Here is a 12,970-nt window from a genome sequence, read left to right as displayed (position 1 = left end):
GTTCAGTCCGTGAGGTAGCCGGGGTTGGCGACCTCCAGCTTGGCACGTACGGCCTGCTCCAGGGCCGTGACGAGGGCCGCGTCATCGGTGACGCGGCCCTCTCGTATGGCGGCGGCCAGGTCGGCGTCGCCCGCCACGCCCAGCTCGGCCAGCCGGGCGGCGTGCCGTTCGGCCTGGTCCGGGCCGAGCTCCATCTCCCGCTCCACCATGCCGAGCACGTTGATGGCCACGCGGGTGTGGTAGCGGACCCGGCCTTCGACGGCCGGCAGCACGTCGGTCTGGAGGAAGTCGCGGACGGCGGCGACGAGCTGGGCGGCGGCAGGGACGTCGTGGAGATCGGTTGGCGTCACGGTTCCTGCCTAGCAGAGTGCGCCTCTCCTCCCAAGAGCGACATGTCCTCTTTTATCAGGGTCGGATCATGTAACGGCTAATCTGCGGCCATGCACACTCCGTCCCCCCTCGCCGACTCCCCGGTGCTCGGGCCGAAGCTCATCCGGGCCGAGGTCCTCGTCGTGTTGTCCGTCTCCCTCGGCGCCAGCGCGCTGGTGGCGTTCGTCCGGCTGATCGGGGCGCTCACCGCGCCGAAGGAGCTGAAGGGCCAGCAGGCCGTGCTCGTCGGGTCGATGGCGCCCGGCCGGCCCTGGCTGGACCTGACGCTGCAGCTCGTCCAGATCGCGATCGCGGTGGCGCCGGTGGGGCTGGTGGCGTACCTGCTGGTGCGCTCCGGGGAGTCGCTGCGGACGATCGGCGCCGACTTCCGCCGGCCCGGCGGCGACGTGGTGCGCGGGGCGGCGCTGGCGGCCGCGATCGGCGGCTCCGGGCTGGCGTTCTACCTGGTGGTGTGGGCGGCCGGGGTGAACCTGACGGTCGTTCCCGGGGCGCTGCCGCAGGTGTGGTGGCAGGTGCCGGTGCTGCTGCTGGCGGCGGCGCAGAACGGGGTGCTGGAAGAGGTGATCGTCGCCGGCTACCTGCTGCACCGGCTCGGGCAGGCCGGCTGGTCGCCGTGGAAGGCCGTGGTGGTGTCGTCGCTGCTGCGCGGGTCGTACCACCTGTATCAGGGGTTCGGCGGGTTCGTCGGGAACGTGGTGATGGGGCTGGTGTTCGGGCGGGTCTACCAGCGGTGGGGGCGGGCCATGCCGCTGGTGGTGGCGCACACGCTCATCGACGCCGTGGCCTTCGTCGGGTACGCCTTCCTGCGCGGCCGGGTGAGCTGGCTGCCCTGAAACCGTTGACCGCACAACGGTTCTCGGGATGAGATCCTGTCATGAGCTTCGCCGTGCCCGACGGCGTCCGGCCGATCCGCGACGCCGTCCACGCGTTCATGACCGAGCGGGTCGAGCCCGCCGAGCCCGTGCTGCACGCGGGCGGGCCCGCCGCCGTGGCGGCGCTCGACGAGCTGCGGGCGGAGGCGAAGAAGGAGGGCCTGTGGGCGCTCGGCCATCCGCGTGAGCTGGGCGGCGGAGGGCTGCCGTTCCTCGCCTACGTCTATGTCAACGAGGTGCAGGGGCGTAGCGAGTACGGGCAGCTCGCGCTGGGGACGTACACGTTGCAGGACTCACTGATGCTGCACGAGCACGCCTCCCCCGAGCAGCGCGAGCGCTACCTGGAGCCGCTGGTGCGCGGCGACATCGGGCCGAGCTTCGCGATGACCGAGCCCGCCGTCTCCAGCAGCGATCCCACCCAGATCGCCACCACCGCCGTGCTCGACGGGGACGAATGGGTGATCAACGGGCACAAGTGGTTCACGACCGGGGCGTCGCGGGCGGCGTACACGACCGTGATGTGCCGGACCGAGCTTGACGCACCACCACACCTGGCGTTCTCCATGATCCTGGTGCCGACCGGCACGCCCGGCTACACGATCGTGCGCGAGACGCCCGTGCTGGGGCTCGACGGGGCGCACTGCGAGGTCCGCTACGAGGACGTCCGCGTGCCGGCCGCCAACCTGCTCGGCCCGCGCGGCCAGGGGTTCGTCATCGCGCAGCGGCGGCTCGGCCCCGGGCGGATCTTCCACTGCATGCGCTGGCTGGGGCAGGCGCAGCGGGCGTTCGACCTGATGTGCCGGCGGCTGCACGAGCGGAGTGCGTTCGGCGAGCCGCTGGCCGCCAAGCAGCTCATGCGGCAGCACGTGTTCGACTCCTACACCGAGATCCAGTCCGCGCGGCTGCTCACGCTGCACGCCGCCGGGCTGATCGACGCGGGCTCGCAGGCCCGGGTGGAGATCGGGGCGATCAAGGTGGCAGGGGCGCGGATGCTGCACAACGTCATCGACCGGGCCATCCAGGTCTACGGCGCCGCCGGGCTGACCCCGGACACGCCGCTGGACCGCATGTACCGGCACGCGCGGGCGGGGCGCATCTACGACGGGCCCGACGAGGTGCACATCGACTCGGTGGGGCGGCGCATTCTGGGCACGTACGCGGCGGGCGGCGCCTGGGAGTTCGGCCTGCGATGACCGACCCGCACGAGATCGTCCGGGAGGCGTACGGGACCGAGGCGGTCGTGCCGTTCAGTGCCCGGCTGCCGGGCGGCGCGTCGCGCGAGACGTGGGCCCTCGACGTGACCGCCCCGGACGGGAGCACGCACGAGCTGATCCTGCGGCTCGACTCCCCCGGCGCCACCCTGGAGACCGGCGCCGGACTGGCGTCCGAGGCGGTGCTGATGCGGGCCGCGGCGGAGGCCGGGGTGCCGGTGCCGCGGATCGTGGCCTGCGGCGAGTCGTACATCCTCATGTCCCGCGTCCCCGGCGAGACGATCCCGCGCAAGATCCTGCGCGACGACGTCTACGCGGCGGCCCGGCCCCGGCTGGCCGCCCAGTGCGGGCGGGCGCTGGCGGCGATCCATCGGATGCCGCTGTCGGCGGTGCCTTCCGACGACGACGGCGGCGACCCGCTCCCGCGCTGGCGTGACGTGCTGGATCAGCTCGGCGAGCCGCATCCGGTGTTCGAGCTGGCGCTGCGCCGGCTGGCGGCCACCCGCCCGCCCGGCACGCGGCGCACGGTCGTGCACGGCGACTTCCGCAACGGCAACCTGATCGTCGGCCCCGAGGGCGTCAGGGCCGTGCTCGACTGGGAGCTCGCCCACGCCGGCGATCCCCTGGAGGACCTCGGCTGGCTGTGCGTGAAGGCGTGGCGGTTCGGCTCGCCGCTGCCGGTGGGCGGGTTCGGCGGGTACGCCGACCTGATCGACGCCTACGAGAAGGCCGGCGGGCAGCCCGTCGACCGCGACGCGCTGCGCTGGTGGGAGACCTTCGGCGTGCTCAAGTGGGGCATCATCTGCGTCATGCAGACCATGCGGCACCTGCGTGGCGGCGCGCGGTCGGTGGAGCTGGCCGCGATCGGCCGGCGCGTCTGCGAGACCGAGTGGGACCTGCTGCGGCTGCTGCGCGAAAACCCGTTGCCCCGCGCGCCGTCCTGACCGCAGGCTGGGGCGGTGACCATCGTACGAGCTTCCCAGTTGGTCAAGAGATTCGGCCCGGTCACGGCCGTGCACGAGCTGAATCTGACGGTCGGCGAGGGCGAGGTCGCCGGGCTGCTCGGGCCCAACGGCGCGGGCAAGTCGACCACCCTGCACATGCTGCTCGGCCTGATCACCCCCGACGCGGGCAGCATCGAGTTGTTCGGCAAGGAGCTGTCCAGGCACCGGACCGAGGTGCTCAGCCAGGTCAACTTCGCCGCGAGCTACGTCGACCTGCCCGGGGTGCTGCGGGTGCGCGAGGTGCTCGACGCCTTCGCCCGCCTCTACGCGCTGCGCCGGCCCGCCCACCGGGTGGCCGAGGTCATCGAGCTGTTCGAGCTCGGCCCGCTCGGCAGGCGGCAGATGATGGCGCTGTCGTCGGGGCAGCGCACCCGCGTGCAGCTCGCGAAGGCGCTGCTCAACGCGCCCAGGCTGCTGGTGCTCGACGAGCCCACGGCCAACCTCGACCCCGACGCCGGCGACCGCATCCGCGGCCTGCTGTCCCGCCTGGCCGCGGAGAACGGCACCTCCATGCTGATCACCTCGCACAACATGCGGGAGGTCGAGCGCATGTGCGACCGCATCCACTTCCTGTCCGGCGGCCGCATCGTGGCGGCGGGCAGCGCCAAGGAGCTGGCCGGGCGCTACGAGGCCGAAGACCTGGAAGAGGTGTTCTTGAAGGTGGCACGCGGATGACTCCGACACCGCTCTCCCTGGGCCTGCCGCCGCTGAGCCTGGCCGCCCGGCGCACCCGCGTGCTGGGCGTGGTCCGGCGCGACTTCGCGGCGCTGCGGCGCAGCCCGATCCGGATGTTCGAGATCCTGTTCTGGCCGACCGTCGAGCTGGTGCTGTGGGGGTTCGTGACGTCGTTCCTGCAGGCGCAGCGGGTGCCGTTCGTGGTGTCGTTCCTGCTCGGCGCGGTGCTGCTCTGGCAGGTGCTGCAGAAGGCCAGCAACGAGATCTCCATCGCCTTCCTGGAGGACATCTGGTCCCGCAACCTGCTCAACGTGCAGGTCAGCCCGCTGTCGAGCGTCGAATACCTGGTGGGGCTGATGCTGTTCTCGCTGGGCAAGGTGGCCTTCGCGGTGGCCATGATGGCCGGGCTGGCGCTGGCGCTCTACGGGTTCGGGGTGGGCACGATCGGGGTGGGGCTGGTGCCGTTCATGGGGGTGCTGCTCGTCCTCGGCTGGTCGCTGGGGCTGGTCGGCATCGCGGCGGTGCTCCGCTTCGGCGAGAACGCCCAGGTGATCGCCTGGTCGCTGGTGTTCGTGGTGCAGCCGCTGGCCGCGATCTTCTACCCGGTGTCGGTGCTGCCCGCGCCGCTGCAGAGCGTGGCGTGGTTCCTGCCGGCCTCGCACGTGTTCGAGGGCATGCGCACGGTCATGGCGGGCGGGGCGCTGCCGTGGGACCGGCTGGCGTGGGCGGCGGTGATCAACGTGGGCTACCTGGCGGGGGCGCTGGCGTTGTTCGGGTGGGCGCTCGGCCACGCCCGCCGCCACGGGCGGCTCTCCCGGTTCGGGGAGTGATCGCGGCGGCGATCACGTCGACGAGGCCCTCGACCACCTGGGTACGGTCCACCTCCGGGTGGTCGAGCCACCAGTCGCCGGTGGTCTGCACCATGCCGACGAACGCGTGCCCGAGCACCTGGGCCCGCACCGGATCGGGCACCACGCGCTCGGCGGTCAGCAAGCCGCCGAGCTCCTCGCCCAGGTTGCGCACCAGGGAGGTCATGTGGGAGCGGACCCTGCTGTCCTCGGCGCCGGCGCGGTGGAACAGGAAGCGGTAGAGGTTGAGGTTGGCCGAGATCAGGTCGAGGTAGACGCCGATGGTCGCTCTGGCCCGGCCGCGCAGGTCGCCGCCCGGGTCGGCGAGCCGCGGGCGGAGCCGGCCGATGACCGTGCGCACGTGGCGGTCGGCCAGGGCCTGGTAGAGGCCGCGTTTGTCGCCGAAGTGGCGGTAGAGGATCGGTTTGGTGATGCCCGCCTCGGCGGCGATGGCGGCCATGGAGACCTCGGGGCCCTCCCGCATGATGACGCGGTCGGCGGCGTCGAGCAGTGCCCTGCGCCGATCCGGATCCCGCCCGCTCACCGGTCCAGGATAGATCGCAAACGGGCGGGCAGCAGCGCGGAGAGGACGAGCAGGACGCCGATGAGGGCGTACAGGCCGGTCATGCCCGCCATCGTGCCGGGCGGTTCGGCGATCTCGGCCCAGGGCGCGCCGTCCGGGGGCGACCAGGGCAGCCCGCCGGCCTTCGACCAGGGCAGGCTGCCGGCCACGCCGAGGGCGGTGTCGAGGTCGAGGGCGAACACGACGCCGGCCGCGGCCAGCGGCAGGCCGCAGCCGAGCGCCGCCGCGGGCCAGGCGGTGAGGAGGGTGACGATCACCGCCACCGCCGCCAGGTAGCCCAGGGCGGCGGGGGCGGGGCCGAACGCGGTGGCGCCCGCGCGCAGGGATCTGGCGGCCGCCTCGGTCAGGTAGTAGACGGGGGCGACGGCGGCCAGGCCGGCGACGGCTCCGATGAGCCGCCGGGCACCTTTTCTCGGAGCGCCGGAGGAGATCACGCTCCGAGGTTGACACAGATCACGACTCTCCCGGGGACAGATCGTCGAGCCTGTGGCCATCGAGCCGGGGCCATCGAGCCGGTGGGGCTCGCGAGGTCGGCGGTCGTGCCGGGCGCGGTCAGCGTTCGTCGGTCACGCCGAGTGCCCGCAGCAGTTCGGTCCTGGCCTCGGCCGGGCCGATGCCGGGGCCGAGACGGAGTTCCGCCGCGATCCTGCCCTCGTCGAGGACGAGCACGCGATCGGCCAGCGCGATCGCCTCGTCCACGTCGTGGGTGACCAGCAGCACGGCCGGGCGGTGCTGCTCGTGCAGGCGGCGCAGCAGGCCGTGCATCTTGATCCTGGTCAGGGCGTCGAGCGCGCCGAACGGCTCGTCGGCCAGGAGCAGGGCGGGCTCGCGTACGAGGGAGCGGGCGAGGGCCACCCGCTGCTGCTCGCCGCCGGACAGCTCGTTGGGCCAGGCCCGCTCGCGCCCCGCCAGCCCGACCTCGGCCAGGCTGTCCAGGCCGCGCCGCTCGGCCCCGTTCAGGCCTGTCAGGCCTGTCAGGCCGAGCACGACGTTGGGGAGCACCCGCTGCCAGGGCAGCAGCCGGGCGTCCTGGAAGACGACCGAGACCTGCGCGGGCACCTGCAGGGTGCCGTCGCCGGCCACGTCGGAGTCCAGCCCGGCCAGGGCGCGCAGCAGCGTGCTCTTGCCCGAGCCGCTGCGCCCGAGCAGCGCCACGAACTCGCCGGGCGCCAGCTCCAGGTCCAGACGGTCGAGCACGGTACGCGTCCCGTAGACGCGGGTCAGGCCCTCGACCCGGATCAGCTCGCGAGTGTCCGTCGCCACGACAGGGCCTTCCTTTCCACGAGGCGGACGGCGGCGTCGGAGAACAGGCCGAGCAGGCCGTACAGGACGAGGCCGACGAGGATGACGTCGGTCTGCCCGTACGTGCGCGCCAGGTCCATCATGTAGCCGATGCCGCTGGTGGAGTTGATGAGCTCGGCCACGACGAGGAACAACCAGGCCGTGGTGACCGCGAAGCGCATGCCGAGCAGGAATCCCGGCAGCGCCCCCGGCAGCACGACCTTCCGGATGAACGCGCCGCGCCCGAGGCCGACGGTCTCGGCCAGCTCGACGTAGCGGCTGTCGATGCCGCGCAGGCCGTTGTGCGTGTGGATGTAGATGGGCACCAGGACGCCGACGGCGATGACGCTCACCTTCATCACCTCGCCGATGCCCAGCCAGAGGATCAGCAGCGGCATGAGCGCGAGCGATGGGATGGCCCGCTTGATCTGGACGGGGCCGTCGATGAGGGCCTCGCCCCAGCGGCTGAGCCCGGAGACGAGCGCGAGCAGGGTGCCGAGCGGCACGCCGATGGCCAGGCCGAGCGCGACGCGGCCGACGGAGGCGATGAGGTTGTCCTGGAGGCGGCCGGTCTCGATCAGCTCGCCGGCGGTGGTGATCACGGTCCAGGGCGGGGACAGGAAGCGGGGGTCGAGCCAGCCGGCGGCGGAGGCGGCCGACCAGAGGGCGAGCAGCAGGAACGGGCCCAGCAGGAAGCCCAGCCTGACCGGGCGGCCGGGGCGCAGGCGGCGGCGGGCGCGTACGGGGGCGGTGACGGCGGGCGGGGAGGCGAGCAGCGTCATCGGGCACCGCCCTTGATCGCGTCGGCGCCGACGGCCTGGAAGCGCAGGTCGTACAGGTCCTTGGCGGCCAGCTTCGGTTTGCCGGTCTCGGCGGCGAGGATGTCGATGGTCTCCTGGTTCCTGGTGATGGCCTCCGACCAGTCGGCCGGGATGTCGGGCTCGCCCGCCAGGTCGACGAGATATTTCCCGTCTTCGGCGGTCAGGCCCTGGTCCTTGACGTAGTAGCCCTCGATCCACTCCTTGGGGTGCTCGTAGACCCAGCGGGTGGCGCGGGCCCAGGCGGCGGCGTACTCGCGGATGGCGGCGGCCTTGGCGGGATCTTGCAGGGTGACCGTGCGGACGTAGAGGTGGCCGGGGTCGTCGCGCAGCCCGTGGCGCAGGGTCGTGGCGCCGTCGCGGCCGAACTTGCCCAGGTAGCGCTTGATGTTGACGCCGCCGATGGGGGCCACGTCCACCTGCCTGGAGGCCAGCGCGTTGGGGTAGATGTCGCCGGTGCTCGGCAGTTCGACCAGGGTGACGTCCTGCTTGGTGAGCCCGGCCCGCTTGAGGACCTTGAGCACGAGAGCGCCCTGGGCCTGGCCGGGGCTGTAGGCGATCTTCTTGCCGCGCAGGTCGGCGAGGGTCTTCACGGGGACGCCGGGGGCGACGCCGAGCTCGTACGTGGGGTGGTCGAGGGGGTCCTTGCGGAACTTGGAGGCGACGATCTTCACGGGCAGGCCGGTCCAGTTGGCGTGGATGGCCGGGATCTCGGCCACCGCGCCGACGTCGAGGGCGTCGGCCCTGAACGCCTCGCTGGTCTGCGGGCCGCCGCTGAGGTTGGCCCACTCGATGTCGAACGAAAATTTGTCGATCTCGCCGGAGAGCTGGAGGGCCACCTTGGTGGGCGGGTCGCCGACGATCAGCTTGGTGCCCTCGGGGACGGAGGCGGGCAGCGGGGCGTCGGCCGCGAGCACGGCCTTCGGCTTCTCCTGCGCGGCGCACGCGGTCAGGGCGGCGAGCAGCAGTACGGCGAGCGCCGGTCTGAGGCGGGGGGAGGCAGACATGTCGGTGTGTCCTCTGGTCGTCGCTGATGGGGGTGTCGATGCGGCGATCAGCGACATTGCGCGCTGGCGACGTGGCCGTGGTCCACGTGCAGGCGCCTGGTCAAGCTCATGACCATGAAGCTACGAGCCCTCGGGCATTAAGTCAACATTTCCTACCAGATTTACATGTTTTGATTCACGATACGGGCGATCGTCTCGAAAGGGTCGTACCGCCGGGCGGCCGCGCGCAGCCGCGCCACCGCCCGGCGGTGGCGCTCGTCGCCCAGCACCGTCATCACGGCCCGGCGCACGTCCTCCGGCTCGGGGCGGCCGGTGCGCAGGTCGATCCCGGCGCCGCTCCACGACACGCGGGCGGCGATGTCGGCCTTGTCCTCCGTGGTCCCCGCCACCACGAGGGGCACGCCGTGGTGGATCGCCGCGTGCACGCCGCCGTAGCCGCCGTTGGTGACCAGCACGTCCGCGTACGGCAGAAGCCGGTCGAAGGGCACGTAACCGGCCACGATCGCGTTACCCGGGATACCGGGCGCACCGGCCGGGCCCTCGGCGGACCCGGTGGCGCCAGGCGTCCCGGCCGGACCCTCGGCGAGCCCGGTGGCGCCAGGCGTCCCGGCCGGACCGTCGGCGGGCACGATCGCGGCCCGCACCTCGGCCGGGCCGTCGGGGCGGGCGGTCGCGGCCACCACCAGGACCTCCTCCCCCGCCAGGCCGCGCAGCGCCGGCACGACGAGGCGGCCCAGGTCCGCGTTGGCCAGTGTGCCCTGGGTGACCACGACGACGGGTCGGCCCCTTTCCGCCGCACCGCTCAGCTCGCCCCACCAGTCCGGTGGCTCGAACCCGGCGCTCGCGGGCGGCGGCAGGGGGCCGGCGAAGCGGAAGGAGGCGGGCAGGTCCGAGCGCGGGTACTCGAACTCCGGCACCGTGAGCTGCAGGTAGTGGTCGGGCACGCTGACGGTGGCGTCGTACAGGTGGCCGGGCAGGTCGGCGCCCAGCGCGGCGAACACCTTCGCGCAGTGCTCCTGCACGGGCGCGAAGGCCGCCCGCGCCGCCGCGTTCAGCGCGAGGTGCGTCTCACGCCCGCTGGGCCGCAGACCGAGCCCGTACGGCGGCGCGTCCGCGCTCTGGGCCATCACCGGCACGACGCCCAGGCCGACCACCGCCGGCCGCGGCCCGCGCCGCTCCCCCAGCACCAGCGGGAACGTGCCGAGGAACAGCACATCGGCCACCACCGCCCCGGCCGGGAACGTCTCCAGCAGCGCCGCGAGCGCCCTCCACTGGCCGGGCGCGCAGTCGGCGAACACCTGCCGCGCGTAGACGGCGTCCATCTCGGGCCCCGGCGCGGCGGTGGCGAGCTCGGGAAAGTGCGCGGTCATGCGGCGATCGTCGTAGTCGGCCTCGGGCGGCAGGGACACGTGCCGCGCACCGGTGGCGCGGACCCGGCCGGCGAAGCGGGAGCCGGTCAGCATCGCCACGTCGTGGCCCCGGCGCACCAGGTCGGCCGCGACCGACAGCAGCGGGGTGACGTGGCCGTGGAGAGGCGTGGCGGCGACGATGATGCGCGGCATGAACGATCCCCCGATCAGCGCGGCAAGGGTGCCCGCCGCGTGCGGATCGTACAGGTGCTAAAGTCGCCCCGCGAGTGTGATCGCTGAAGAGACGAGGGGGTTGATGAATATGGCTGCCGTCAGCCGTCATCAGCATGCCCTTGTCCGGCCCGCCTGAGCTCGGCTCCGCGGGCCGGTCGTTCCCCGTAACGACCAGGAGTTTCACCTTGTCTCATCCGGATCTGCTCACCGACCGTCTCGTCCTGCGTTCCTGGACCTCCGGTGAGGTCGCCGCCGTCCTCGACGGCGCGCGGCCGGCGCACTGGGCGGGAGACTTCCCCGCCGAGGGCGACCACGTCATCGCCGGCCTGTTCGCCGGCAACCCGGCGTGGCTGGCGGAGTTCGGCCACCGCCAGATCGTCGAGCGTGACAGCGGCCTGACCGTCGGCTCCATCGGCCTGTTCTGGCCGCCCGCCGATGGCGTCGTCGAGATCGGTTACGGCATCGTCGCCTCGCGGCGCGGCCGCGGCTACGCTCCCGAGGCGACCCGGGCCCTGACCGGCCACGCCCTCACCGCGCCCGGGGTGCGCACGGTGTGCGCCACGGTCGAGCCCGCCAACCCGGCCTCCATCCGGGTCCTGGAGAAGGCCGGCTTCCAGCCGATGCCCGGCCTGAGCGACGACGGCACCATCCGCTACCACCGGACCGCGTAAACGAGAGCCGGCGGGGATCGCCGATCCCCGCCGGTCGTGGCCGCACCGTGATCCGGTTACGGCCTGATCTGCCGCTATGGAGAAAATGACCTCCTCCCAGCGGGCCGGAGAGCGGCTCTTACTTGATCGTGGCCAGATCCAGGACGTACATCTCGTTCTTGATCTGGTAGGTCATCAGCCGGTCGCTGCCGCCGTCGGGAAGCGCCATCGATCCCTTCGCGTCCGGCCGGATGCCGAGATCGGCGGACCTGCCGGTGCCGGCGTCGTAGAGCGTCGGGACGGCCTGCCGTCCCGGCCCCCTCAGCGTGATCCTGAAGAAGCGGTCCAGGCCGGCCTCGTCGCCGGGATGAAAGGCGCTCGGCAGCCGGCGCTCATGGGAGCCGTCGCGGTCGCGGACGAACCTGCGCAGGATGATCTGGTTCCGCGCCGTGTCCGGGCACCGGCGGGTGCCGCACTTGATCTCTTTGCCGGAGGCGTCGCGGCGGCGTTCGACCTTGATCGTCTTGTACCGCACGGCCACGCCCGCGCACCGGTCGACGCCGCACCTGACCTCCTCGTCGGCCTTGACCACGGCGTCGCGCCGCTCACCGGTCTCGGCGTTGAGCAGCTCGCGGAAGATCGCCTTCCCTTGGTGGACGCCCACCCACGGCCACCGCAGGATGTGGTGCCGCTCGGCGCCCTTCACCGGCTGCGGCGAGCCCCCGCTCAGCGGCACCCGGTAGACCCCGCCCTTCTCGTAGGCGAAGACCACGTCCGAACCCGTCACGGCCAGCCCGTCGATGTGCCCCTGCCGTATGACGTTTCCGAGGGGGACGTCGGTCACCGTCCGAGGCCGGCCGCCGGTGACCGGGACCGTCCAGATCCGGGCGACCCGGGGGCCGCCCGCCTCCTTGTGGGACGCCCACCAGACGATGTTGCCGCCACCGGCGGCGACGCCGTCGGCGAAGATCGCCGATCCCTTCGTCGGGGGGATCTCGGCGATCCGCTTGGGAGCGCCGGTGCCCAGGTCGTAGCTCCACAGGAACTGGCGCTTTCCGTCGAAGGCGCCCGTCATGACCAGCAGCGTGCGATCGTCGAGGAGCAGTTGCGGATAGTACGCGCGGCCGTCGGGCAGCTTGGCCGGGATCTTGTGCACGGCCTGCGGCCACACCTCTTCGATGGGCGGCGGGATCTTGTCCGCCGGCGGCCCGGGCTCGGCGGTCGGGCCGGCCGCGGGCTGCGGCTCGGCCGAGGTGCCCAGGGCGTTCACCGACACGCCCACCCCGCCCGCCACCAGGACCACGGCCGCGGCCGCGCGCACGGCCCCGGCCCGCGCCCGCCGCCGGCGATGGCCCGTCTCGACCGCCGCGGCCAGCCCGGCCGGCGCCTGCGGCGCCCGCTGCGCGGCCTCCGCCAGGACGCGGCTCAGCTTGTCTTCCAGCTCGGTCATCGCATGCTCCCGTGGGTCGCCGGTGCGGAGGAGAGGGAGGTGCGCAGTTTGTCCAGGCCCCGGAAGGCCTGGCTGCGCACGGTTCCGGCAGAGATGCCGAGCACCTTGGCGATCTCGGCGTCGCTGAGCTGCTCGTAGTAGCGCAGCACCAGCACGGCACGCTGTCTGCGGGGCAGCGCGGCCAGCTCTTCCCACAGGCCCTGTTCCTCGTCGGCGGGAAAGACCTCGTGGTGTACCCGGTCCGGCGGCTCGCCGGTGAGGTGTTCACGCCTGCGCCGCCGCCACACGCTGATGTGCAACCGTGCCATCGTGGTACGGGCGTAGCTGTGCGGGCTGTCCTTGCGTCTCACCCTCGGCCAGGCGCCGCGCAGCCGTATCAGAGCCTCCTGCACCAGATCGGCGGCGTCATGGGGGTTTCCGGTCAGGACGTATCCGTAGCGGAGCAGCGCCTCCGTCTGCTCCGCCACGAACTCGCCGAAGCCGGGTTCGTCGTCCACGTGTCGTCCCTTCGGTCGTCACGTCAGAGACGGCCGAAGGGACGAAGACGTTGCATCTCCCGGCGAACGTCTTCTCATGATCTCGGGGGGCCGCCCGGCTA

Annotated in this window: 15 protein-coding genes; 6 read left to right on the top strand and 9 right to left on the bottom strand. The window is 72.7% G+C overall.

What is annotated here, in order from left to right; all coding sequences use genetic code 11:
• Nucleotides 1-2: 2 nt before the first annotated feature.
• The gene (locus C4V41_RS56685; protein ID WP_103964366.1) at nt 3-350 is read right to left on the bottom strand and encodes a DUF6285 domain-containing protein; all 348 of its coding nucleotides are present in this window, start codon (nt 348-350) and stop codon (nt 3-5) included.
• 90 nt (nt 351-440) lie between these two features.
• Here C4V41_RS56685 and C4V41_RS56680 point away from each other — a divergent pair, with 90 nt between their 5' ends.
• The 5 genes from C4V41_RS56680 to C4V41_RS56660 are packed head-to-tail and all read left to right on the top strand — an operon-like array spanning nt 441 to nt 4,982.
• Nucleotides 441-1,223 (top strand): CPBP family intramembrane glutamic endopeptidase, encoded by a 783-nt coding sequence (locus C4V41_RS56680; protein WP_103964365.1) that lies wholly within the window; start codon nt 441-443, stop codon nt 1,221-1,223.
• A 41-nt stretch (nt 1,224-1,264) separates the two neighbouring features.
• Nucleotides 1,265-2,455 (top strand): acyl-CoA dehydrogenase family protein, encoded by a 1,191-nt coding sequence (locus C4V41_RS56675; protein ID WP_103964364.1) that lies wholly within the window; start codon nt 1,265-1,267, stop codon nt 2,453-2,455.
• Complete coding sequence (locus C4V41_RS56670; RefSeq protein WP_103964363.1) at nt 2,452-3,417, top strand: phosphotransferase family protein; 966 nt, start codon at nt 2,452-2,454, stop codon at nt 3,415-3,417. The genes C4V41_RS56675 and C4V41_RS56670 overlap by 4 nt, the downstream gene beginning before the upstream one ends.
• A 15-nt stretch (nt 3,418-3,432) precedes the next feature.
• On the top strand, nt 3,433-4,152 hold the full coding sequence (locus tag C4V41_RS56665) for an ABC transporter ATP-binding protein (protein ID WP_103964362.1): 720 nt from the start codon (nt 3,433-3,435) through the stop codon (nt 4,150-4,152).
• Nucleotides 4,149-4,982 carry an ABC transporter permease gene (locus C4V41_RS56660; RefSeq protein WP_103964361.1) on the top strand — a complete coding sequence of 278 codons (834 nt, stop codon included), beginning with the start codon at nt 4,149-4,151 and terminating at the stop codon, nt 4,980-4,982. The genes C4V41_RS56665 and C4V41_RS56660 overlap by 4 nt, the downstream gene beginning before the upstream one ends.
• Here the strand turns inward: C4V41_RS56660 and C4V41_RS56655 are convergent.
• The 6 genes from C4V41_RS56655 to C4V41_RS56630 all read right to left on the bottom strand — a co-directional run bounded on the left by C4V41_RS56655 (nt 4,888) and on the right by C4V41_RS56630 (nt 10,251).
• A complete protein-coding gene (locus tag C4V41_RS56655) occupies nt 4,888-5,544 on the bottom strand; it encodes a TetR/AcrR family transcriptional regulator (RefSeq protein ID WP_103964360.1) in 657 nt (218 codons plus the stop codon). The two genes, C4V41_RS56660 and C4V41_RS56655, sit on opposite strands and share 95 nt — an antisense overlap.
• Nucleotides 5,541-6,017 (bottom strand): hypothetical protein, encoded by a 477-nt coding sequence (locus C4V41_RS56650; protein ID WP_103964359.1) that lies wholly within the window; start codon nt 6,015-6,017, stop codon nt 5,541-5,543. Before C4V41_RS56650 ends, C4V41_RS56655 begins: the two co-directional genes overlap by 4 nt.
• A 118-nt stretch (nt 6,018-6,135) precedes the next feature.
• A complete protein-coding gene (locus C4V41_RS56645; protein ID WP_103964358.1) occupies nt 6,136-6,846 on the bottom strand; it encodes an ABC transporter ATP-binding protein in 711 nt (236 codons plus the stop codon).
• Nucleotides 6,822-7,646, bottom strand: a complete 825-nt coding sequence (locus C4V41_RS56640; RefSeq protein ID WP_103964357.1) for an ABC transporter permease — start codon at nt 7,644-7,646, stop codon at nt 6,822-6,824. The genes C4V41_RS56645 and C4V41_RS56640 overlap by 25 nt, the downstream gene beginning before the upstream one ends.
• Nucleotides 7,643-8,689, bottom strand: a complete 1,047-nt coding sequence (locus C4V41_RS56635) for an ABC transporter substrate-binding protein (RefSeq protein ID WP_200824960.1) — start codon at nt 8,687-8,689, stop codon at nt 7,643-7,645. The genes C4V41_RS56640 and C4V41_RS56635 overlap by 4 nt, the downstream gene beginning before the upstream one ends.
• A 161-nt stretch (nt 8,690-8,850) precedes the next feature.
• Nucleotides 8,851-10,251, bottom strand: a complete 1,401-nt coding sequence (locus C4V41_RS56630) for a glycosyltransferase (protein ID WP_103964355.1) — start codon at nt 10,249-10,251, stop codon at nt 8,851-8,853.
• A gap of 206 nt (nt 10,252-10,457) precedes the next feature.
• Here C4V41_RS56630 and C4V41_RS56625 point away from each other — a divergent pair, with 206 nt between their 5' ends.
• On the top strand, nt 10,458-10,943 hold the full coding sequence (locus tag C4V41_RS56625; RefSeq protein ID WP_235031026.1) for a GNAT family N-acetyltransferase: 486 nt from the start codon (nt 10,458-10,460) through the stop codon (nt 10,941-10,943).
• A 118-nt stretch (nt 10,944-11,061) separates the two neighbouring features.
• Here C4V41_RS56625 and C4V41_RS56620 read toward each other — a convergent pair whose 3' ends face one another.
• Complete coding sequence (locus tag C4V41_RS56620; protein WP_103964353.1) at nt 11,062-12,372, bottom strand: TolB family protein; 1,311 nt, start codon at nt 12,370-12,372, stop codon at nt 11,062-11,064.
• Complete coding sequence (locus tag C4V41_RS56615; protein WP_103964352.1) at nt 12,369-12,869, bottom strand: SigE family RNA polymerase sigma factor; 501 nt, start codon at nt 12,867-12,869, stop codon at nt 12,369-12,371. Before C4V41_RS56615 ends, C4V41_RS56620 begins: the two co-directional genes overlap by 4 nt.
• Nucleotides 12,870-12,970: the final 101 nt, after the last annotated feature.

The sequence above is a fragment of the Nonomuraea solani genome (assembly GCF_900108335.1).
Taxonomy (GTDB): Bacteria; Actinomycetota; Actinomycetes; order Streptosporangiales; family Streptosporangiaceae; genus Nonomuraea; species Nonomuraea solani.
Note: the sequence above shows the minus strand (reverse complement) of the source record. Positions and strands in the feature narration are given on the sequence as shown.